This is a genomic window from Chromohalobacter canadensis (assembly GCF_034479555.1).
Lineage (GTDB): Bacteria > Pseudomonadota > Gammaproteobacteria > Pseudomonadales > Halomonadaceae > Chromohalobacter > Chromohalobacter canadensis.
Map to the genome: position 1 here is coordinate 2,775,329 of NZ_CP140151.1, position 22,535 is coordinate 2,797,863.

Annotated in this window: 17 protein-coding genes; 9 read left to right on the top strand and 8 right to left on the bottom strand. The window is 62.1% G+C overall.

Annotated features, from left to right (window positions below; translation table 11 throughout):
* Together SR908_RS13040 and SR908_RS13045 are read left to right on the top strand one after the other, a co-directional pair.
* Positions 1 to 246 carry a hypothetical protein gene (locus SR908_RS13040; protein WP_097022531.1) on the top strand — a complete coding sequence of 82 codons (246 nt, stop codon included), beginning with the start codon at positions 1 to 3 and terminating at the stop codon, positions 244 to 246.
* Between the two features lie 221 nt (positions 247 to 467).
* Complete coding sequence (locus SR908_RS13045) at positions 468 to 1,457, top strand: TerC/Alx family metal homeostasis membrane protein (RefSeq protein WP_246920584.1); 990 nt, start codon at positions 468 to 470, stop codon at positions 1,455 to 1,457.
* 32 nt (positions 1,458 to 1,489) lie between these two features.
* Here SR908_RS13045 and SR908_RS13050 read toward each other — a convergent pair whose 3' ends face one another.
* On the bottom strand, positions 1,490 to 3,067 hold the full coding sequence (locus tag SR908_RS13050) for an LTA synthase family protein (RefSeq protein ID WP_246920585.1): 1,578 nt from the start codon (positions 3,065 to 3,067) through the stop codon (positions 1,490 to 1,492).
* Between the two features lie 120 nt (positions 3,068 to 3,187).
* On the opposite strand from SR908_RS13050, the gene SR908_RS13055 reads away from it, so the two are divergent.
* The 4 genes from SR908_RS13055 (at position 3,188) to SR908_RS13070 (ending at position 6,720) form a co-directional block, all read left to right on the top strand.
* Entirely contained in the window at positions 3,188 to 4,957 is a 1,770-nt protein-coding gene (locus SR908_RS13055) for an SLC13 family permease (protein WP_246920586.1), read from the top strand.
* Positions 4,958 to 5,045: 88 nt separating this feature from the next.
* Positions 5,046 to 5,720 (top strand): alpha/beta hydrolase, encoded by a 675-nt coding sequence (locus tag SR908_RS13060; RefSeq protein ID WP_246920587.1) that lies wholly within the window; start codon positions 5,046 to 5,048, stop codon positions 5,718 to 5,720.
* The gene (locus SR908_RS13065; protein WP_246920588.1) at positions 5,720 to 6,361 is read left to right on the top strand and encodes a DUF938 domain-containing protein; all 642 of its coding nucleotides are present in this window, start codon (positions 5,720 to 5,722) and stop codon (positions 6,359 to 6,361) included. Before SR908_RS13060 ends, SR908_RS13065 begins: the two co-directional genes overlap by 1 nt.
* Before the next feature lie 116 nt (positions 6,362 to 6,477).
* Positions 6,478 to 6,720 carry a zinc ribbon domain-containing protein gene (locus SR908_RS13070; protein WP_246920589.1) on the top strand — a complete coding sequence of 81 codons (243 nt, stop codon included), beginning with the start codon at positions 6,478 to 6,480 and terminating at the stop codon, positions 6,718 to 6,720.
* 188 nt (positions 6,721 to 6,908) lie between these two features.
* On the opposite strand, the gene SR908_RS13075 is transcribed toward SR908_RS13070, so the two are convergent.
* The 4 genes from SR908_RS13075 to SR908_RS13090 form a co-directional block, all read right to left on the bottom strand.
* The gene (locus SR908_RS13075) at positions 6,909 to 8,321 is read right to left on the bottom strand and encodes a PhoH family protein (protein WP_246920590.1); all 1,413 of its coding nucleotides are present in this window, start codon (positions 8,319 to 8,321) and stop codon (positions 6,909 to 6,911) included.
* A 233-nt stretch (positions 8,322 to 8,554) separates the two neighbouring features.
* Positions 8,555 to 9,463 carry an NAD-dependent epimerase/dehydratase family protein gene (locus SR908_RS13080; RefSeq protein WP_246920591.1) on the bottom strand — a complete coding sequence of 303 codons (909 nt, stop codon included), beginning with the start codon at positions 9,461 to 9,463 and terminating at the stop codon, positions 8,555 to 8,557.
* Between the two features lie 158 nt (positions 9,464 to 9,621).
* Positions 9,622 to 11,664, bottom strand: coding sequence for a CocE/NonD family hydrolase (locus SR908_RS13085; RefSeq protein ID WP_097022524.1), 2,043 nt, complete (start codon positions 11,662 to 11,664; stop codon positions 9,622 to 9,624).
* Positions 11,665 to 11,735: 71 nt separating this feature from the next.
* Positions 11,736 to 13,037, bottom strand: coding sequence for an ATP-grasp domain-containing protein (locus SR908_RS13090; protein WP_246920592.1), 1,302 nt, complete (start codon positions 13,035 to 13,037; stop codon positions 11,736 to 11,738).
* Positions 13,038 to 13,387: 350 nt separating this feature from the next.
* Between SR908_RS13090 and SR908_RS13095 the strand changes: the two genes are divergently transcribed.
* Genes SR908_RS13095 through iadA form a run of 3 tightly spaced genes read left to right on the top strand, consistent with a single transcriptional unit; the run spans position 13,388 to position 18,041 of the window.
* Positions 13,388 to 14,242: a cyanophycinase gene (locus SR908_RS13095; RefSeq protein ID WP_097022522.1), complete on the top strand. Its 855-nt coding sequence runs from the start codon at positions 13,388 to 13,390 to the stop codon at positions 14,240 to 14,242.
* A complete protein-coding gene (gene cphA, locus SR908_RS13100; RefSeq protein WP_246920593.1) occupies positions 14,239 to 16,875 on the top strand; it encodes a cyanophycin synthetase in 2,637 nt (878 codons plus the stop codon). The genes SR908_RS13095 and cphA overlap by 4 nt, the downstream gene beginning before the upstream one ends.
* On the top strand, positions 16,872 to 18,041 hold the full coding sequence (iadA, locus tag SR908_RS13105; protein ID WP_246920594.1) for a beta-aspartyl-peptidase: 1,170 nt from the start codon (positions 16,872 to 16,874) through the stop codon (positions 18,039 to 18,041). The genes cphA and iadA overlap by 4 nt, the downstream gene beginning before the upstream one ends.
* Before the next feature lie 9 nt (positions 18,042 to 18,050).
* On the opposite strand, the gene nirD is transcribed toward iadA, so the two are convergent.
* From nirD to SR908_RS13120, 3 genes are all read right to left on the bottom strand, one after another.
* Positions 18,051 to 18,413, bottom strand: coding sequence for a nitrite reductase small subunit NirD (gene nirD, locus SR908_RS13110; RefSeq protein WP_246920595.1), 363 nt, complete (start codon positions 18,411 to 18,413; stop codon positions 18,051 to 18,053).
* A 170-nt stretch (positions 18,414 to 18,583) separates the two neighbouring features.
* Positions 18,584 to 21,127 carry a nitrite reductase large subunit NirB gene (gene nirB / locus SR908_RS13115; RefSeq protein WP_246920596.1) on the bottom strand — a complete coding sequence of 848 codons (2,544 nt, stop codon included), beginning with the start codon at positions 21,125 to 21,127 and terminating at the stop codon, positions 18,584 to 18,586.
* Positions 21,124 to 22,389, bottom strand: coding sequence for an NAD(P)/FAD-dependent oxidoreductase (locus tag SR908_RS13120; protein ID WP_097022517.1), 1,266 nt, complete (start codon positions 22,387 to 22,389; stop codon positions 21,124 to 21,126). The genes nirB and SR908_RS13120 overlap by 4 nt, the downstream gene beginning before the upstream one ends.
* Positions 22,390 to 22,535: the final 146 nt, after the last annotated feature.

The following is a 22,535-nucleotide window of genomic DNA, read 5'->3' on the forward strand; positions in this document are numbered from 1 at the left end:
ATGATTACCCAGGAAGATGTCGAGCTGGCACGCAAGGCGCCGTGGTTGGAAACGCCGCGTGTGGATGACACTAGCCCTGAAAATAGTGCCTTGTTCACGATTGGCACCATCGTAGAGGCACGCGTACGCGAGGCGTCGCGGCCGCTGCGTGAAGTCGTCGATGAAATGGCACGACGTTTCGCGCCGTGGGGGCTTGATTCGCGCCTGGCGGAAACGGCCTATCGCTACGTGCATTGCTGGGGTTGAGATGATCAAGGCATGCCGCGACGATAAACGTTGCGTTGCGGCATGCCTCGTCCCACAATGCGCCGCAGCGGAAGGGGAGTATTCCCGAAGCGGGTCGCCAGGCTCACAGCTTCGCGCTGTCATCGTCAGCACGGGCGCAACGCCCCGGTGACAGCGGCTCGGCATTAATGCCAAGCGGGAGAGACCTTCGGCAACGTTGACCGTTGACCGGAGGTAGATCTATGCACGTCCCCCTGTGGGTATGGCTGGCCACTGTGGCTGGCATTATCGCGCTGTTCGTTTTCGATTTCGTCTTTCACGTTCGCAAGCCGCACGAGCCGAGCTTCAAGGAAGCGGCGGCATGGTCGTGCGTATTCATCGCCATCGCCATTGCATTCGGTGCCGGGCTCTGGTGGGTATGGGGACCGCAGCGCGGCGCCGAGTACTTCGCCGGCTTTATCACCGAAAAGAGCCTCTCGGTAGATAATCTGTTCGTGTTCGTGATCATCATGGCCAAGTTCGCGGTGCCACGGGTGCATCAGCAGAAAGCGCTGTTGATCGGCATCGTCATCGCCTTGATCATGCGCGGCATCTTCATCGCCGTGGGCGCGGCGGCGATCCATCAATTCAGTTGGGTATTCTATATCTTCGGCGCCTTCCTGCTGTGGACGGCCTACAAGCTGGGTAAGGAAAGCTTCGAGGACAGCGACGAAGAAGAGGAATATCGCCCCAACCTGGCCGTGCGCCTGGTGCAGCGCTGGTTGCCCGTCACCAATGAATATCACGGTAAGCAGCTGCTGGCGAAAGTCGACGGCAAGCGTGTGGTGACGCCGCTTTTCATGGTGATCGTGGCACTGGGCTTTACCGATCTCTTGTTCGCGCTGGATTCCATCCCGGCCATCTATGGGCTTACGCGTGAGCCGTATATCGTCTTTACGACTAATGCCTTCGCCTTGCTGGGGCTGCTACAGCTCTATTTTCTACTCGGTGGCTTGCTGTCACGCTTGGTCTATCTGGGCCTGGGGCTGTCGGTGATACTGGCTTTCATCGGTGTCAAACTGGTGCTCGAGGCGTTGCACGAGAACACGCTGCCGTTCATCAACGGCGGCCATCCCATCGAATCGATCCCCGAGATTCCCATCTGGTTGTCGATGACCATCATCGTCGGCGCGCTGGTGGTTACGGGCGTGGCGAGCTTGATCAAGGATCGCCGCGACCGGGCGCGCGTCTGACGGTTCCGCAGGCCGCGTATGGCGGGGCGGCGTCAGGTGTCGCTGCCCCCGTATAGCGTGTGCAGCAAGCCACGTAGCTCGGCCATCGAGCGCGCGGGCGTGTCGTGCCCTGGCTGCATCCCGCGTTGGAAGCCATGCTCGAGTAGTGGCGAAATCAGCGCAGGGTCGCCACTGATGACGTGAATCGGCACTTCTTTGTTGGGCGTGACACCCAGCATGCCCGGCGCGGCCTGATGATCGCCAAGCAGGATCAGTAGGGTCTCATCGTCCACGTAACGCTCGGCGTATTCCCCGGCGACTGCCAGCGAATACGCCAGCGCAGGGCCGTAGCGTTGTCGCATGCCGGCGTTGTCCCCCCAGAGTTCGAGGAAGTTGCTGCCTTCGCCTTCCCAGCGCGCGAAGGCTTCGCCGTTGTCGAGCTCGTCCCAGGGCAGCGGTTCGAGCACCGGCACCCAAGGCGCATGGCTGCTGATCAGCGCCAGCTCGGCGAACAGTGGGTCGCGATGTTCGCGGCGTACCTGGCGCAGGCGGTGCCAGACGAACTGGTCGGGTATCGTCACCCAGCCCAGGCGCGGACCGCGATAGTCGAGCCGCGCGTCGTCGTGGATTTCGTCGTAGCCCAGGCGCCGCCCCGCCGGCCAATCCCGGTAGATCGCTGGCATCATGGCCACGCTGGTTTGCCCGGTGCGTTCGAAGTCGTCGATCAAGGTGGCACGTGGGCTTTCGAGCAATCGCGTGTAGCGCAGCGGTGAACTTACCCATAAGCCGCTGAGTACACTGGCATGCGCCAGGCGTGACTGCCCGCCGAGCGTGGGTGAGGCAATCCGGCTGCTGGCCACGCTGAGTCCGGCTTGCGCGAAGGCCTTGGCCATGGCGTCGAGGCGGGCGTTCACTGGTTCGGCGAAGGGCTCACGTTCGAGCGCGGCCATGCCGTAGGATTCCACGAATGCCAGGATGACATCGGTCTCGGCGAGGCCGGGCAAGGGCTGGCCGTCCGGTGCGTCGAGCGGGGATTCACGCGCCGCCAGACGTGCGTCGAAATCGCGCAGCGATGCTCGAGTTTCATAGGCGCGAGTGGCCTGGTCGGTGAGCAGCGTAATGCCGGGCGTGCCGAAGGTCGTCGTATCTCGCCATAGGCCGAGAAGCGCCAGCCCCACGCCGAACACCAGCGTGCCCCAGGCGCAGCGGCGAGGTGCGCCGTGGCGCGGCAGGCTCGCCAGTAGGTGCCCCAATCCGAGGCCGATGACCAGCAGCGCCAAGAGCGTCGCAATCACCAGTGCGATACTCACCGGTAGGCTCAGGTTGTCGCGCAACAATTCCAGCAGGATCGGTACCTGCGAGGGATCGAGATAGAGATTGAGCGGCCGACCCTGGATCTCTTGGGTGATCGCATCGCCCAGCGCACAGGCCAGTGCCAGCACGATCAGCGCGGCACTGCCGTATGCCAACGACCGGCGTGTGAGGCGCCGCGAGGGCCACAGGCTCAGCGCGCCGACCAGGATAAGGCCCTCCAGCGCTAGCCAGGGCATGGCGGCGACGCCTAAACGGGGGAGTGCCGTAGCGATGAGCGCGGCATTGACGAGGAGCAGTGTCAGCCACCAGCGAAGCATGGGCTTTCCTTGTCTGTATAGATCAAAAAGTATCTAAGTCCATTCCCACAAATAACTTCCTGGAATATTCGCGGTTCGTCACAATGCGGATATCGTATCTTTTGTTAGGACACTGGCGGTATGCCATTCGATGCTTGGCTGACGCTGGCCATTGTGGCGGCGTCTTTTCTGTTGATGGCGATGAGTCGCCTCGGCCCGGACGTGATTCTCATGGGCGCGGTGATCGCGCTGTTCGGTGCTGGCGTCATCAATGCTGACGAGGCCCTGGCCGGCTTTTCCAACACGGGCCTTTTCACCGTGGCCTTTATGTACATCCTCGTGGCCAGCATACGCGAGACGGGCGGCATCGACCTGCTCATCCGCTACGTGCTGGGGCGTCCGCGCAACGAGCTGGGCGCTCAGGCGCGATTGCTGCTTCCCGTCTCGGCGACCAGCGCTTTTCTCAACAACACGCCGGTGGTGGCGACGTTTCTGCCTGCGGTGCTGAGTTGGAGCCGGCGTTTGCGTTTGCCGGCACATCGCTTGCTGATGCCGCTGAGCTTCGCCTCGATTCTGGGCGGTACCTGTTCGCTGCTCGGCACCAGCACCAATCTGGTGGTCGATGGCCTGCTGCGCGAGCGCTATCCCGAGCGGGCCCTGCATCTGTTCGATATCGCCTGGGTCGGTGTGCCCGTCGCTCTGGTGGGGCTGGCCTATCTAATGCTGGTGGGGCGCTGGTTGCTGCCCAAACGCCGCACCGCATCGGATGTCTTCGAGAACCCGCGTGAGTACACCATCGAGATGCAGGTCGACCCGCAAGGTCCCATCGTCGACAAGAGCGTCGAGGAGGCCGGGCTGCGTCATCTCGAGGGGTTGTTTCTGGTCGAGATCGAGCGCGATGGGAATGTCGTCTCGGTAGTGGGGCGCGGCGAGCGTCTCAAGGCCAATGACCGGTTGGTGTTTGCCGGGACGACGGAGGCGGCGGTGGAGCTTCAGCAGATTCGTGGTCTGCGACCCACCGGGCAGGGGCAGTCGAACCTCAAGAAGTCCTTCGCCGAACGGCGCCTGGTCGAAGCGGTGGTTTCCGAACAGTGCCAATTTCTGGGGCGACGTCTGCGCGAGGGGCATTTTCGTACCTTCTACGGCGCCTCGGTGCTGGCGGTTTGTCGCCATGGTGAGCGGGTATCCGGCAATCTGGGGCAGATCCAGCTACAGCCGGCGGACGTGCTGCTCATGGAGGTGCGCCCGGCGTTCGTCGAGCGGCATCGTCAGTCGCGGGATTTCTTGCTGATCAGCGAGCTCAACGGTCAGGCACGGCCGCACCATGAACGGGCCTGGGTGGCGTGGAGCATCATGCTGGGCGTGGTCGCCTTGGCGGCGTTCGGCGTGTTGAGCCTGCTAAAGGCGGCGATGCTCGGCGCCGCCCTGGTGCTGATGACGGGCTGCTGCACGATTGGCGCGGCGCGACGGGGGCTGGATACGCAAGTGTTGCTGACCATCGCCGCCGCATTCGGTCTGGGGGCGGCGATGGAAAGTTCCGGCGCCGCCTCGGCCTTGGCCCAGGTCGCCTTGGCTCTGGCTGATGGCAATCCGTATTTGTTGCTGATCGGTACCTATCTGGTGGTGGCGCTTTTGACCGAGATCGTCACCAACAACGCGGCGGCGGTGATTAGTTTTCCTATCGTCACCGGCGCCGCGCAGCAATTGGGTGTGGATATCATGCCGTTCGTGATCGTGGTGATGTTCGCCGCCTCGGCGAGCTTTCTGACCCCTATCGGCTATCAGACCAACTTGATGGTCTATGGGCCCGGCGGGTATCGGTTCAGCGATTATTTGCGTGTCGGCGGCGGGTTAAGTGTGCTGGTCGGCGTGATGACGCTGGTACTGACGCCGATGGTCTGGCCGTTCTAGATGCCGTCTGTAGGGCGTGGACAGTGCCACGCGTTTGGCACATCCTGTGCCTTTTCATCCGTGCAAATCGTTTCCAGGAGCCGAGCCGATGGCCGATTCTTCGCCACTGATCATCGAACCCCGCCACCGTGCCGCCGATGCGACGGTGATTCTGTTGCATGGACTGGGGGCCGATGGCCACGATTTCGAGCCGCTGGTGCCGGCCTTGCCGCTGGACGACTCACTGGCTGTGCGCTTCATCCTGCCGCATGCGCCACGCATGTCGGTGACAGTGAACGGCGGCATGGAGATGCCGGCGTGGTATGACATCCTCGACATGAACCTGGGCCGACGCATCGACGAGGCGCAGCTCAAGGCCTCGGCGGACAGGGTGCATGCGCTGATCGATGCCGAGATCGCCAAGGGTATCGATAGCCGCCGGATTGTCGTTGCCGGGTTCTCTCAGGGCGGGGCAGTGGCCTACCACGCGGCATTGACGTATCCCCAGCCGCTGGCGGGCCTGTTGGCGCTTTCGACCTATTTCGCCACGGCCGAGTCGATCCAGCTCAGCGAGGCCAATCGTGCGCTGCCCATCGAGGTGCATCACGGCAGCTTCGACCCGGTAGTCCCCGAGACCTTGGGCCACGAGGGCGCCGAGCGGGCCGAGGCGCTGGGCTATGCGGTGAATTACCGTACCTATCCCATGCAGCATGCGCTGTGCCCCGAACAGATCGGCGATATCGGCCAGTGGCTGAACGCGCGGCTAGGCGTAGAGAGGGTGTGATGCAGACGATGGAAAATTCTGAGCCCGGCGAGGGCATGCGTCTTTCCACGCCCGCCGCGAAGCGTAATCGCGAGCCTATTCTGGCACTGCTGCGCGAGGTGCTGCCGACCTCGGGCCGTGTCCTCGAAATTGCCAGCGGCAGCGGCGAGCATGGCGTGTATTTCGCTCAGCATCTTCCCGCGCTTACCTGGCAGCCCAGTGACCCGAGCGAGCGTGCCCGGCTCTCCATCGACGCCTGGCGGCGCCACGCCGCATTGGCGAACCTCGCGTCGCCGCTCGCGCTGGACGTCACCCAACCGTGGCCCGATGACGTCGGCGATCCGTCCGCCATGCTGTGCATCAACATGCTGCATATCTCGCCATGGGCGGCGACCCAGGCGCTATTGCGCGAGGCAGGGCGTCGCTTGCCGTTGGGCGCTGTGTTGATCGTTTACGGCCCCTTCATGCGTGATGGCGAACACACCGCCGCGAGTAACGCGGCCTTCGATGCCGACCTGCGCCAGCGCGATCCTGCCTGGGGCATTCGGGCCCTGGAAGATGTCGAGGCCGAGGCCCGGCTAAATGAGCTCGTCTTGGAGCGCGTCGACGAATTGCCGGCGAATAACCTCGGCGTGGTCTTTAGGCGCGCGGCGAACGCTTGATTTCCTGGCCCGGGCCCCAAACACTGTGGATAGGCACATGGATAGATAGACACATGGATTGCGAGGGTCGCGGCGCGGCGCTCGTTCCGCCACGGCAGGATCATGGAGGAAAGGCGATGAACGAAGATTTTTCTGTCGAGATGCGTTTGCCCAAGGGGTGTCCGAATTGCGGTAGTCACAAGGTGACGGTCTCCCAGGCGCAACAACTCGACGATATCGTGTTCTGCAGCTCGTGTAATACCGAGATCTGTGATTACCAGGCCGCCAAGCAGATGCTCGACGAGATGCCGCGCAGCGAGAACGAGCAGCTCATCGAGGACGTGGTCAATAACCGCAAGCCCTCTTCTACCGAGGAGTAATCCCGCTCTCGACGTGGCATGACTCTACGGTCACCAAGACGGTCGGCCACCAAGACGGTTACAAAGATCGGTGTAAGCTGTAAAAATCATTGTAAGCTCAAGAGTGTTTGAAGCGCGCGCCCCGGCCTTTTGGTCGGGGCGCTCTGCGTTGAGAGGGATGAAAAGGACGTTGCGTTATCGAAGCGTTGTCAGAGAAGTTCCTCGGCGGCGAGGGCGAGGCGTGAGCGTTCGACGCTTTTCAGCGTCACGTGGCCGGCATGCGGCCAGTCGCGAAAACGTTCCACGGCGTAGGCCATGCCACAGGTATTGGCGGTGAGGTAGGGCGTGTCGATCTGTCCGACGTTGCCCAGCAGTACCAGCTTGGTATTGCGCCCCGCGCGCGTGATCAGTGCCTTGAGCTGTTTGGGGGTGAAATTCTGCGCCTCGTCGATGATCAGGAAAGTGTCGCTCAGGGTGCGTCCGCGCATGAAACTCGGCGAGCGGATTTGCACACGGGAGCCGATCAACTGGCGGGTGGCGCCGTCGCTCCAGCTTGAGCTGCCGTGTTGTTCGTCGCGCAGCAGGTTGTCCATGTTGTCGTGGAAGGCGCCCATCCAGGGCGACATCTTTTCTTCCTCTGTACCGGGGAGGAAGCCGATATCTTCACCCATGGGGATCGGTGCGCGGGTGAAAACGATACGCTCGAAGTGTTTGCTATCGAGGGTTTGCTGGAAGGCCGCCGCCAGCGTCATGTAGGTCTTGCCGGTGCCCGCGTTGCCGGCGATGGTGACCAGGTCGATCTCGGGGTCCATCAGCAGGTTGAGGGTGAAGTTCTGGCGACTGTCGTGGGCATGTACGCCCCAGACGCCGTCGTGATGGCGGTAGTTGGTCAGCAGTTGCAGCGTGGCGCGATGCGGCGCGAACGAGCGTACGATGGCCTCGAAACCTGCGCCGTTGTCGCTGTCCGATACCAGCATGCCGACGTGCCAGTCCTTGGGCAGCTCGCCAGCGAGGTGGTAGAAGGTGCCGTCTTCCGTGCGCTCGACATCGACCTCGACGTCGAGTCGGTCCCACAGCCCTCGGCCTTCCACGCCGGCCTCGGCGTAGACCTTGGCGCCCTCGATCATGGCGTCGAGATCGTCGTAGGCGCGGTCGTTGAGGTAATCCTCCACCGGGACGTTCAACGCCGCCGCCTTGACGCGCAGGTTGATGTCCTTGGTAACCAGGATCACCGACGCGTCGAGGCGCTCGTCACGCAGGCGGCAGGTCTCGGCGAGAAGCCGGTTATCGGGGGAATCGACTAACGGGTCGAGCGTCTTGAGATCGGTGTAGCACAGGAAACGCAGGCGACCGCTGGGGCCGTGGCTCACGGGTAATGGAATGCCCTCTTGAATTTGCTCGGGGGTGAAGCGAGAAGTCAGGTCGGAAAGCGTGCGGCTGATTTGCCGCGCGGTCTGGGCGATTTCACGAATTCCGTTCTTATGCTTGTCGAGTTCCTCCAGCACCGTCATGGGGATGACGACATCATGTTCCTCGAAGTGGTACAGGGCTGTGGGGTCATGGATCAGGACATTGGTATCCAGCACGTAGAGCCGGGTCACTTTCTTGTCGAGTCTCACCATCGGGGGAAGCACTCCTTGGTTAACGGCTTCTCCGACCCTGACAGGATGATGTTGCGCCCGTGTGGCGCCCGACTCACCCTGGCAGCGTCGCCTGCGAAACAGTCCGGTCGAGGTGGTGTGTCGGGCATTCTCCTTTCGCGTGTCGTATGACTTAAGCATGGCCGAGCGACAAAAAATTGCAATTTTTGAGACGCGAGTCGTTTGCGTACCGAGCTTTAAGACTGATGACGACTCTATTTGTTTCGTGGGTCGGCGACATAACGCCGCCATGAATGCGCTTCACGGAAGCCGAGCATGTCGCGGATCTTGCGATTCGAGTAAAGCGCTTCGCGTTCGCCCAATTCGCGGCTCACGGGTACCTCGGGATAGAAGCGCTCGATGATCTCCCGTGTCGTGAGATTGACGGAGTTATCGTCGTTGCCGGCGTTGAATATCTGATAACCCAGGCCGTCGGTCTTCAGGCAACGATCGACGATCTGGCCGAGATCGCGTGCATCGATGTAGCAGAAAATATTGCGCCGCCGCAGCGACGGATCGTCGAAGTAAGCGGGGAAATTAGCCACGTACTCGTGGGGCTCGATGACATTGCCGATCCGCAGACCGTAGATGTCGATGCCCGAGCGCTTCTGGAATGCCTGTGCGGTGCGCTCGTTGACGACCTTGGACATGCCATAGCTATCCATTGGTTCGGTCGGATGCTCCTCGTCCACCGGCAGCACCTGGGGTTGGACGACACCGTCGGCAAAGCAGATGCCGTAGGTGGTCTCGGACGAGGCAAAAACGATCTTGCGAATGCCCAGCTTTACCGCGGCTTCGATGACGTTATAGGTGCCCATCGTATTGACGCGGAACGTCTCGTTGTCCGGCTTGATGAGAATGCGAGGGATCGCCGCGAAGTGCACGACGGCATCGAAGTGCGGCACACCGGTGCCGGGTTCCAGTTCATCTAAGGCGGCATAGCTGCTCAATGCGTTGAACATCTGACCGCTGTCGGTGACGTCGGCGATGATGTTATCGACACCAGGGTGGTCCAGCGGCGTCTGGTCGACGTTGACGACCCGGTGCCCGCGCTCCAGCAGATAGGGGACGACATGTCGGCCCGCCTTGCCACTACCGCCGGTAAACAGAATACGTTGGGTCATACCGTTCCTCCTCAAGATCGGATCAATATGCACTGTACTGCATGGCAGATAGGCATGAGTAGGTCAGAATAGTGGCTGAGGAACAGCCGGTGGGGCGACGCGTGATGTATCGCGCCACCCCGGATGGTGGAGGAATAGGGTGAAGCTCAGGCAACGTACTAAACGAGGTCGCGCGGAATCTCCTCGTCCCAGCTCTTGGCGAAAACTCGGCTGTCGTCTTCGTAGGCATCCAATGTGGCACGCACGCGGAAGCTCTCCGCAGTGGAAGTCATCAAGGTACGCGTCACAGTGCGCACCACCCAGTCGCCACGCCGGAAACACCGCTCCCATTGTGTCCAGCCGCTGACGCTATCGTAGTTGCCGTAGGCGTAGGTGTAGCGTTCGGTGATGCGCACCGAGAGTTCTAGGTCTATGTCATCGAGGCGGAAGGTGCCCTCGTCGTTGATGACTTCGAGCGTGGTCTGGTCATTGGCGAGATCGCGTATTACCCGCCACGTTTCCTGGCTGGGTTGTATCAGGGTTCTGGCGAGCGGCGGTGCGGCCTCCGGTGCCGCAAACTCGGGAAGTGCGGCTTCTTCCTGAGGCTGGGAAGTGCGACACGGCAATAGTAACTGGCTGCCGGCAGGATGAATCGTCAGCTTGACGGGGGCTGGCGCGGGCCAAGCCAGCGGCCAGTAACTGCTCGAGATCGATAGCCGAATGGCGTGGCCTGCAGGGAACTGCTGGGCGATGTGCTTGAGCGGTATGCGCACGTTATAACGCGTGCCCGGTTCCAGTGGCTGGGGGTGTTCGTCGCTGTCGCGGTGGGTCAGGTTGAGCAGGCCATAGGAAATGCGCGTGGCCTTGTCGTCCTCGGCGATATCGCTGAGGCGTATCGCCACCATCGCCACGGGCTGGTCGGCCTCGAGCTCGAGTTCGACCACGGGCTGACCGCAGATTTCGATGTCCCGCTCGAGTCGCGCCGTCTGGAAGACCAACGCGCCGCCGTCTTCGTCGCGTTGATCGTGGGGTAGATCCGGCGGCGCGTTGTAGGAGCACCACTTGCCGGCGAAAAGTCCCACCGAGAGGGGAGAGCGTATTGTCAGCGGTGTCTCGTCGTGGTCCTCGGGGAGTGTGGGGGCCGTCGTCATAGGCCGCAGGCTGTGGCCGCTGGTCAGGCGGAAGGGCTGCATGTCGATGCGCGTCGACGGCCAATTGGGTTCCGTCACCCAGCGCCCGGGGCGTGTCTCGTAGCGTGCCGAGGGCGGCACCGATTCCTGCATCCACACACGCAGCATCGGCTCGTCCATGATCCCGGTGTCCTTGCCCTTCAGCCAGTGATCCCACCAGCGCAGCGATTCCTGAAGAAAGCCGATGGCCGGGCCGGGGACGCCGAGATGGGGATACTTGTGCGCCCAGGGACCTACCAGACCCTTGCGCGGTACGTCGAGGCCCGCCAGCAAGCGAAACACGGCATTGCAGTAGCCATCGGCCCAGCCGCTGACGGCGTAAACCGGGCACTGAATACGCGAGAAGTCCTCGCAGACCGAGCCGTGCTTCCAATAGGCATCGCGCCGCTGATGCTTGAGCCATTTCGTTAGCCACAGGCCGCTACCTTCGAGGCGTTCCTGCCACATCTCGCGCCAGCGCTCGCCGACGAGCAACGGATCGGGCGGGCAGGTATTGGCATCGAACATGGTCGAGGCCCAGGACAAGTTGTCACCGAGTAGACAGCCTCCCATGTGGTGGACATCGTCGGCGTAGCGGTCATCCGTGGAGCATAGGGTGATGACCGCCTTGAGCTCGGGGGGCTGCAACGCCGCGATTTGCAGGCCGTTGAAGCCGCCCCAGGAAATGCCGATCATGCCGACATTCCCGGTACACCACGTTTGTTGCCCCAGCCACTCAAGAATTTCGACGCCATCGTCGAGTTCCTGCTGCAGGTATTCATCACGCAAGACCCCATCCGATTCGCCGCTGCCGCGAAGGTCAACGCGGATGCCGGCGTAACCGTGGCCGGCCCAGTAAGCGTGAGACTGGACATCGCGCATCGCTGTCAGGTCGCGCTTGCGATACGGCAGGTATTCGAGAATCGCCGGCACGGGGTCGCGTTCGGCATCTATCGGGCGCCAGATGCGTACCGCCAACCGGCAGCCATCGGCCAGCGTGATCCAGTCTTCCTCCTCGTGAATCTGTCGGGGAAAGTGGCTGACGATGTGCATGGCGGTGCTCCCTTGAATGGCATGCAGTGGCCTTTCGGCAGTGGTCCCGACCTCGTGTGCTCTACATAAACCTAGCCAACGATGTCTTCAAACTCGAAATGCAGCTGCTCGGCGAGCTGCGCGTAGTTTTCTTCCAGTGCCGTATCGTCGTCCGCGCCCATCCATACATAGGCCAAGGCGAAACTGTAGCTATCCTGCTCGGGAAGGGATGACAGCCGGGTGCCGATCTCGGCCTGCAGCGCGATCACGGTACCGGGAAACGCTTTCTCCAAGGCATCTATTTCCTCTTCCGTCGGTACGCGGGTAATAGTGGCGTCGACGAAAAACACCCGATAGAAGAATTTCGCCGCGACCTTGAACGTTCCTTGGCGATAGGGCATGTCGGGCAGCTGGCCCAGCGCCAGGTCCACCGTTATCTGCTGGTGACTGACCCCATCGACCTTCTCGAATAGATCGCAATGCGATTGCGCGATACGCGTATTGATCTCCAATAGCCAGATACGGTCTTGTACTTCGTCCCAGAAATATTCGATGTTGAAGGCGGCGTTGTCATAGCCGATGTGTTTCATTATTTGACGAGTTAGTTCTCGCATTTTTTCCTGAATATGATCGGGAAGTCGTGACGGATATCGATAATAGAAGAAGCTCAATACTTGTGGATATCGAATCGAGTCGACGATGCCGTAGGGTACGATTTCGCCTTGGAAAGCATACCCTTCTACCGTGCATTGCCAACCACCGATGATCTCTTCCGCCATGCAATAGCCGCCATCGATGGAGCGCACTTCTTCAGGCAGTTTTGCGTGGTCCAAAACGAAATTGAAGGGTTCTGAAATCGTTCCGATATCTTCGCATAGCCGTGAGATGGCCTGTTCGAAGTCTTCAGGGCTTTCGATGCGAAATCCCAGTCGTGAGCCCGAGGATTTAATGGGTTTGACGAAGAATGGAAAGTAAAGCCCTTGCTCGCCGATCTTATGCAGCGCCTGGTCATCGAAGGGATCGAATGCTGTGAAACGCGGAATATAGTCGCTAATGACCTCGCGTTGAACGCATCGGCTCCAATACTTGTGCTCGCATTTGAGCAGGCTTTCCAGGCTGGTGGAGCGCGTGCCGAAACGCTCGCAGAGCAGGGGCAGCATGGTCGACACGGGAAAGTCCATGTAGCCGACGATAGCGTCGATCGGGTCCTGGAATTCATTCAGCTGCGCCTCGGCCCGGGACAGCATGTCCTCGATGGGGAAGATCTCCGTGTCGTAGACCTCCGAGGGTTCGATCACGCCATGGAACCGGTAGTGCTCTGCACCACGCAGATGTTCCAGGCGTTTCCTGTTGAGTGCATCCAATCCGACAACGAACACGTTCTTGTCGCTCATAATCGCCTCCTGGCGCAAGCTCGGCTGCTGGTGTCCTTTTAGCCGAAGCGCAATGGTTCGTACCGCTTTTGGTTGTTCTACCCTTTTAGACTGGGAATGGAAGATGCCAATGCTTGCAGAATAGCGTGTTGTGACGAATGCGCTGCACCAAAACGAGTATAAACGAAAATCTCATCATTTTACGGGAAAAGAATGGTCCGGGCAGGAAGGGTGTCATTAATCTGGCGGGGATGAGGCAAGGCTGTTATAAGTGAAGAATCGGGTTCGATTGTCACGCGATACGACATTACCTGTAGAAGAGGTGATGGTTCAGCATTTCCTTAATAGCGTTGCTAGACGGCGAGAGGAATATGACGTCACGACCCCCTACCGTATGCGGCCATATCGTGGCCATTGGCGGTGCCGAGGACAAAACCTCCGAACTTGCCATTCTCAAGCGTGTTTTCGAGCTGGCGCCTGAGGACAGTCGCGAGGTAGCCGTCATCGCCACGGCGAGCAGTATTCCCGAGCAGCTTTTGCCCAGCTACGAAGCGGCTTTTCGCCGGCTGGGCGCGACCCATGTCCATGCACTGGATATTCAGGATCGCCAGCAAGCCGCCGATGCCGACAATGCCCGTTTGATCCAGCGTAGTGGGGTGATCTTCTTCACCGGGGGCGACCAACTGCGCCTGACCACCGTGCTGGGAGGCTCCGCCACGTTACGTGCCATCCGCGAGCGTTTGCGAGCGGGCGCCGTGGTAGCGGGCACCAGCGCGGGCGCGGCGGCGATGCCCAGCACCATGATCTACAACGGTGCGGCGTCGGATGCCTTGCGCAAGGGGGCGGTGAACATGACCTTCGGGCTCGGGTTCGTGCGCGGCATGATCATCGACAGCCATTTCCTCGAACGGGGGCGGTTCACTCGCCTGATGGAAGTCGGTGCCAGCAACCCCGAGCAACTGGGCATCGGCCTCGGTGAGGACGCTGCCGTCATTATCTATCCCAACCGTGTGCTCGAAACCATCGGGCCGGGGCATGTCATCATCATCGATAGCCGGGATCTCGCGAGTTCGAATATCGCGGAACTGGAGATGGGCGAGCCCGTCGCCGTCGAAAACATGATCCTGCACGCCATGGTCAGCGGTCACGGCTACGATGTCGATGCGCGACGTTACCTGGTGGCCGATGAGCTCGAAACGGTATTGGCAGGGAGGCGCAATACATGAAGATTCTTGAGCATCGCGCGCTGCGCGGACCGAACTATTACAGTCGTTATCCGGCGATCTTCATGCGCCTGGATATCGAGGAACTCGAGGCGCGGCCAAGCGACACCGTGTCTGGCATCGTCGAGCGTGCCTCCCGACTTTTACCCACCCTGGCGGAGCACCGCTGCTCGGTGGGGCGACCTGGAGGCTTTCTGGAGCGGCTGGAGCGTGGCACTTGGGCCGGCCATGTCGTCGAGCATGTGGCGATCGAGTTGCAGAACCTGATCGGCTTCTCGGTCGGCTATGGCAAGACGGTCGACTCCTACGAGACGGGCATCTATAACGTCGTCTATCGCTACCGCGACGAAGTCTGCGGACTCGCGGCTGGGGTCGAGGCGGTGGAGATCGTCACGCGTCTGTTCGCTGGCGAAGATAGCGATATCGATGCGATTGTCACCCGTCTCAAGGACGTGCGCGACGCCCATATGCTGGGTCCCTCGACCGCCTCGATCGTGGCAGCGGCGCAGCGTCGGGGAATCCCTTATGAGCGCCTCGACGAGGAAACCAGCTACGTGCAACTGGGACATGGCCATCGCCAGCAACGTATCCAGGCGACGGTGACCGGGCGTACGAATCTGATCGGGCATGGCATCGCCCATGACAAGGATTGGACCAAGCGGATACTCGGTGAGGCGGGTATTCCCGTGCCGCACGGGCACGTATGCCATTCCTGCGATGAGGCGCTAAAGACGGCGCACGATATTGGTTATCCGGTCGCCATTAAACCGCTGGTTGGCAACCACGGCCGCGGCGTCAGCACGGACATCAGCGATGATGCGGCATTGGCCAACGCCTTCGCGATCGCCGCCAAGCACAATACCGCGGTCATCGTCGAGCAGTATGTGCGCGGCGAGGATCATCGCCTGCTGGTCATTGACGGCAAGTTGGTTGCCGCTGCGCAGCGCCGTCCGGCCCATGTAATAGGCGATGGTCAAAGCACGCTGCAGGCATTGATCGACGAAGAGAATCGCGATCCGCGCCGTGGTATCGGCCATGAAAACCTGCTGACGCAGATTCACATCGATGAACAGACACATCGCCTGCTCGACCAGCAGAACCTGACGCTGGACGACGTCATCGCCAGCGATGAGATCGTCTATCTCAAGCCGACTGCGAATCTGAGTACCGGCGGCACGGCGACGGATGTCACCGAGGATGTGCATCCCGATGTGACCTACATGGCGGAGCGCATCGCCCGCCTGGTAGGTCTCGATATCATCGGCATCGATCTGCTCGCCGAGACCCTGACACGCCCCTTGGAGGAGCAATCGGCTGCGGTGGTCGAGGTCAACGCCGGGCCGGGCTTTCGCATGCATCTTTCCCCGACCCATGGCACCGGCCGAGACGTCGGCGGCCATGTGGTCGATATGCTGTTTCCGGATAGCGAGAATAACGGCCGCGTGCCCATCGTGGCGGTCACCGGCACCAATGGCAAAACGACGACGGTGCGCCTGATCTCGCATTTGTTACGTCAAGCGGGGCGGAGTGTCGGCACGGCGTGCACAGGGGCTATCGAGATCGATAATCACGTCATCATGCGCGGCGACTACAGCGGCCCGCAGGCCGCCGCAACCGTTCTGCGCGAGCCCACCGTCGAGTATGCCGTGCTCGAGGTCGCGCGTGGCGGCATCATGCGCCGAGGCTTGGGGTTCGATGAATGCCAGGTCGGTGTGTTGTTGAATATTGCCAGCGATCATCTGGGCGAGAGTGACATTCATACCCTGGATGAACTGGCGCGTTGCAAGAGCGTGGTGATCGATGCAGTCGGCGAGTCGGGCACCGCGGTGCTCAATGCCGATGACCCGCGCGTGTTGGCGAGTGGCGAATGGGCGCGTGGCGACATCATCTATTTCACGCTGGACCCCGACTCGCCGGTCATACGCGAGCATGTGAGCGACCATGGTGTCGCTTTCACGGTGCACCACGGCCACATCGTGATGCTGCAAGGCCAGGTGGTGGCCGAAGTGCTTCCCGTAACGAACGCGCCGATTACCTTCGATGGATTCGCGCGCTTCAATATCGCCAATGCCCTGGCGGCGAGTGCCGCGGCCCATGCGCTGGGGCTGAGTATCGCCGATATACAACTGGGCTTGCAGACCTTCCATCCGACGCCGGGGCAGAACCCCGGGCGCACCAACCTGATCGATGCCGGTGGCGTGAAGGTGCTGATCGACTATGGTCACAACGTGCCGGCACTCGAGGCCTTGAGCGAGCTGGTGAGCAGCATCCCGGCGCAACGGCGCATTGGCGTGGCCAGCGCTCCGGGTAATCGGCGTGACGAGGACCTGTTCGCGCTGGGTGCGCTGCTTGCCAAGATGCTTGACATCGTTTTTCTCTGCGACACCGTGCCGCGCGGGCGCCCCGCGGGCGAGACTGTCGACTTGCTGCGTGCGGGCGCGGCGTCGGTGTCGGACGAATGTCGGGTCGAGACCGTCATGCAAGAACTCGATGCGGTTGACCGGGCGCTCGACGAGGCCGCCGAGGGCGATCTGCTGGTGTTGCTGGTGGATGATGTCGATGCCGTCACCGAGCGTTTGCGCGGGCGGCGTTTCGAACCGCTGGCACCGAATGGCGCCGAAGGGGCGCGACCATGAGGCCGGACCAGCTACGCTCTGCCGATACGATGACCCTGCTGCGTGTCGGCGAGGTGTTTACCCCCGAACGATGCGAGGCGACGGATATTCTCATGGCCGGCGGGAAAATCGTGGCGCTGGGACAGGGGCTCGACGTTCCCCGTGGCTGGCCCATCCGGGAAGTGGATGCGCGCGATCTGATCGCCGTGCCCGCCTTTATCGATCAGCATGTGCATGTCACCGGCGGCGGAGGCGAGGGCGGTTGCGGTACGCGCTGCCCGCCGATCAGCGCCCATGACATCGCGTCGATGGGCATCGGCACGGTCGTCGGGGTGCTGGGCACCGACAGCATCAGCCGCTCGCCGGCCGATTTACTGGCCTCGGTGCGCGGCCTCGCGGCCGAGGGCCTAGCGGCTTACATGTACACGGGCGCGTATCGCGTGCCGCCGCCGACGCTTACCGGTGACATTCAGCGCGATCTGGCGTGGATTCCCGAGGTCATCGGCGTCGGGGAAATCGCCATCTCCGATCACCGCTCGAGCCAGCCGCGCCAGGATGAACTCGCCCGGCTGGTGAGCGAGGCGCGAGTCGGCGCCATGCTGGCTGGCAAGCGAGGCATTTGTCATTTCCATCTCGGCGATGGCAAGCGCGGCTTGGCGCCTCTGCGCCAGTTGCTTGAAGAGACCGAGATTCCGCCTGATCAGATCATCCCGACCCATGTGAATCGCCGTCCTGAGCTGCTCGAGGAGGCGGCGGATTACGCACTGGCGTTTGGTGCGAGTGTTGATGTCACCGCCTTCGAAGACGCTGGCGAAGGGCTGTCCGCCTTCGATGCAGTGTCGCGACTCCTGGCGCGTGGCGTTCCGTCGACACGCATCACCCTGAGTTCCGACTGCAATGGCAGTCTGCCGGAGTTCGACGCCGATGGCGCCTATGTGGGCATGCAGGTGGCGCGCAATACGGCGTTGATCGCGGACTGGCAACGGCTCGTGCATGACGAGGTATTGCCACTCGAGTCGGCGCTAGGGCTGCTGACGGCTAACGTCGCACACGTGTTGGGCCTGCATGACTACAAGGGGCGCCTGGCGCTTGGTTTCGACGCAGATATCACTCTGCTCGATCGCGCCCTGCACCCCCAGCGGATCTTCGTCGCAGGCCGGTGCCTGCATGGCGACGTCGATACTTGATAGCCGTTGCTATGTCTTGATCATCACCTGCTCGTCTTCGATCTTGACCTCCCAAGTACGCAGGCGAACGTTTTCGTCCTCGACGCAGACGCCATCAGAGAGGCGGAAGTGCTGCTTGTAGATTGGCGAGGCGATGACGGGTTCGCCTTTTATATCGCCGACGATGCCGCGTGCGATGACGTTGGCGTTGGAAAACGGGTCGTGGTTGTCCACGGCGTAGACCTCGGGGGCCAGGCCGGGCAGGTACAAAAGCGCGACTTGCGTGTCGGCGCTGGCCAGCCAGGCGGCGACGCCGGAATGAGCCACCAGATCGGCCTTTGAGCACAGCGTCTGCCAGGTCACGTCGTTATCGATTGCCGTTGCCGCGTTCATGGTCGTTACCTCATCAAGTTGCCGTATTCGTTGATCCCGATCGAAATGTCGTGGGAGCGAATTCATTCGCGATGTAGTTGGCTGGGAGCTGCCATCGTCGGGAACAAGTTCCCTCCCACAAAAATCCTTTCCTGTACTTTTGACAATTCCAGGGTTGTTGAGTCGGCCGTTCAGGCGGGCCTTAGCTGGCCGCGCTCCTCGGTAGCAATGATGTCCGGATCGGGGCCGTCATCATTGACGAAGGTGCGGAAGCGCTTGAGTTTCTCCGGGTCGGATAGGGTGTTGGCCCATTCGCATTCGTAGGTATCGATGATGTGCTGCATCTGGGCTTCGAGTTCGTCACCGAGTCCGAGGCTATCGTCGAGAACGACGTCCTTGAGGTAGTCGAGTCCACCTTCGAGGTTCTCGCGCCACACCGAGGTGCGCTGCAGGCGGTCGGCGGTGCGGATGTAGAACATCAAGAAACGGTCGATGGTGCGAATCAACTGCTCGTCGTCGAGATCGGTGGCGAAGAGTTCGCCGTGGCGCGGGCGCATGCCGCCGTTACCGCAGATGTAGAGGTTCCAGCCGTTTTCGGTGGCGATCACGCCGACGTCCTTGCTCTGCGCTTCGGCGCATTCGCGAGTGCAACCTGAGACGGCGAACTTGAGCTTGTGTGGCGAGCGCAGCCCCTTGTAGCGCTCCTCGAGATGGATCGCCATACCTACGCTGTCTTGCACGCCGTAGCGGCACCAGGTGCTACCCACGCAGGATTTCACCGTGCGCGTGGCCTTGCCGTAGGCATGGCCGGTCTCGAAGCCGGCCTCGATCAGTTCGCCCCAGATATCGGGGAGTTGATGGAGCTGGGCGCCGAACAGGTCGACGCGCTGCCCGCCGGTGATCTTGGTGTAGAGCCCGTACTTCTTGCCGACTTCACCCAGCACGATCAGTTTCTCGGGTGTGACTTCGCCGCCGGGGATGCGCGGCACGACCGAATAGGTACCGTTTTTCTGCATGTTGGCCATGAAGGTATCGTTGGTGTCCTGCAACGGCACATGGGCGGCGTCGGTGATCGGCTCGTTGAAGCAGGCGGCGAGTATCGAGGCCACGGCGGGCTTGCAGATATCGCAGCCGAGCTTCGGGGCTGATGAAGAGCCCAGGCCATGCCCGGATGACGTGCCGTGCTTTTCGATCAGTTCGCTGAAGGTCTTGATGCCCTCCACGCGGACAATGGAATAGAGCTCTTGGCGGGTGTGAGCGAAGTGCTCGCACAGCGATTGGTCGACCTCTACACCGCGCGCCTCCAGCTCATGGTCGACGACACTCTTGAGCAGCGCCGCGCAGCCGCCACAGCCGGTGCTGGCCTTGGTCTCGCCTTTGACACTGGCCAGATCCAGGGCGCCGGCGTCGAGCGTGGCACAGACGTCCCCCTTGGTGACGTTGTGGCACGAGCACAGGGTGGCGGTGTCCGGCAGGGCATCCGGCCCCAGCGTCGGCGCGCCCTCGCTGGATGGCAGGATCAGCGAGGCCGGGTCCTCGGGGAGCGCGAGGCCGTTGGCGTAGTACTGCATCAGGGTGTCGTAGGTGGCGTTGTCGCCCACTAGCATGGCACCCAGCAGCTTCTTGCCGTCGCTGGAGACCACTAGCTTGCGGTACTCCTGCTTGATTTCGTCCAGGTAGCGGAAGGTGCGAGCGCCGGGCGTGCGATCGCCATGGGCATCGCCGATGGCGCCGACATCCACGCCCAGCAGCTTGAGCTTGGTGCTCATGTCGGCGCCGGTGAAGGTCGCATTGCCCTCGGTCAGCGTGGCGGCGGCGACTTTCGCCATCTGGTAGCCCGGCGCGACCAGCCCGAAGATGCTTTCCTGCCACAGAGCGACTTCACCGACGGCGAGGATCGCCGGGTCGCTGGTCAGGCAGTGGTCGTCGATGACCACGCCGCCGCGTTCGCCGATTTCCAAGGCGCAGTCACGCGCCAGTTGATCGCGCGGCCGGATGCCGGCGGAGAACACGATAAGATCGGTTTCCAGCATCTTGTCGTCCTGGAAGACCATGCGGTGAAAGCTCGTCTCGCCGGCCTCGATGTGCTGCGTGACACGGCCGGTGAGTACCTGCACGCCGAGCGCTTCGATCTTCTCGCGCAGCAACGTGCCCCCTTCGGCGTCCACCTGCATGGGCATCAAGCGGGGCGCGAACTCGACCACGGCGGTATCCAGGTTCAGGCCGCGCAGGGCATTGGCGGCCTCCAGGCCCAGCAGGCCACCGCCGACGACCACGCCGGTGGTGGCGTCCTCGGCGGCCTCGCGAATGGCATCGAGGTCATCCAGGGTGCGATAGACCAGACATTTCTCGCGGTCGTTGCCGGGGATCGGCGGCACGAAAGGGTAGGAGCCGGTCGCCAGGACCAAGCGATCATAGGAATGACGGCCGGATTCGGTGACGACCTCGTTGGCGTCGCGATCGATGGCGGTCACGCTGTCGTGAATGCGCAGTTCGATGCCGTGCTCGGCGTAGTAGTCGGTACTCGAGAGCGCCAGTGACTGGGCATCACGGCCGCTGAAGTATTCAGAAAGGTGTACGCGGTCGTAGGCCGGATGACGCTCCTCGCCGAACACGATGATGGCGTATTGGCGATGGGCACCGAGCTCGACGAGCTGCTCGATCAGGTGATGGCCGACCATGCCGTTGCCGATCACGATCAAGCGCGGTGCGTTGGGGTGTGTGGGCATGCTCATGCGGCTTCCTCCGATAGAGTGTCGGGCGTATCGAGTAACGGTTGCGCGTCGTGCTCGCCGAATAGCAGCGCCTGGCGGCCGGCGCTCAGGTCTTGGCCGGCCAGGGCACATTGGAAGTACCACGGGCCGGCGGCGGTATCGCCGTAGAGGACAGCGCCTTCCAGGCGGCCATCGCGAAGCAGTAGGCGGCGGTAGTCGCCCTGCTGCGGGTCGTGATAAGTGAGCACGTCGTGCTCGGGCGCGGGCGTGATGGGGCCGAAGGCGTACAACGAGATCCCGCTGACCTTGAGTTTGGTGGCGCAGGGGAGTTCGCGGTAGGGCGCGGGTGTGTCGCCGCACAACCGTGCGGCGAGTACTTCGACCTGGCGCCAGATGGGCTCGATCAGGCCGTAGGTGGTGCCCTCGAACTCGCAGCATTCGCCCAGCGCCGAGATGCGTGGATCATGGGTGCTCAGATAGGCGTCGACCTGGATACCGCGCCCGGTGGCAAGGTCCAGGGTCTTGGCTAGGTCAATATGCGGGACGATACCGATGGCCTCGACCACGCCATCGGTCGCCAGCGTGGTGCCGTCTTCGAGTGCCACGTTGGCTACATGGCGGCCGTCGTCGCCTGCTCCGTAATGGGCGAGCCGGGCGCCGGTGATGACGTCGAGCCCGCGTGCGCGCAGTTCGTCGGCGAGCATGCCAGCGGCAGTGGCGTCGAGCTGGCGGTTCATCAGGTGCGGGCCGCGATGTACGACGCTCACCGTCATGCCGCGCTTACGCAGACCCTCGGCGGCTTCCAGCCCCAGCAGGCCGCCACCAAGCACCACGGCGCGGCCGCCGGTATCGGCCAGCCGTGCCAGCCGCTCGCCGTCGCGCAGATCGCGAAAGGTGTGGATGCCGTCGAGGTCGTCGCCCGGCACGCCAGGGCGCGCCGCTTGTGAACCGGTGGCGAGCACCAACTGGTCATAGCCGAGCCGGCGTTGTTGGTCGGTGGTCAGGGTGCGCGCCTGTCGGTCGATGGCGGTGACGCGCTCGCCGGCGATCAGGGTCACGCCTTGCGCTGTGTACCAGTCGCGCTCGCGCAGCGTCAGTGCCGAACGGTCCATCTCGCCGGCCAGCCAGGGCGAGAGCAGGATACGGTTATAGGCCGTCTCCGGTTCGTCGCCGAGGATGGTGATGTGACGCGGACGATGGGGATGCGCCAGCACGCGCTCAAGCAAGCGATGCCCGGCCATGCCGTTGCCGACGATCACCAGATGTTCGTCGTTTGCGCTCATTTCCCCTTGCCTCCCTGAAAATGTGCTGCAGAAACGCAAAAGCGCCTGACACCCGATGGGGAAATCGGATGCCAGGCGCCTTTGCCTGAAGGTAATCGTGTTGTCATGAGCCGTGTGTCGGCTCCGGCCGGCGCGAGACGTATGTG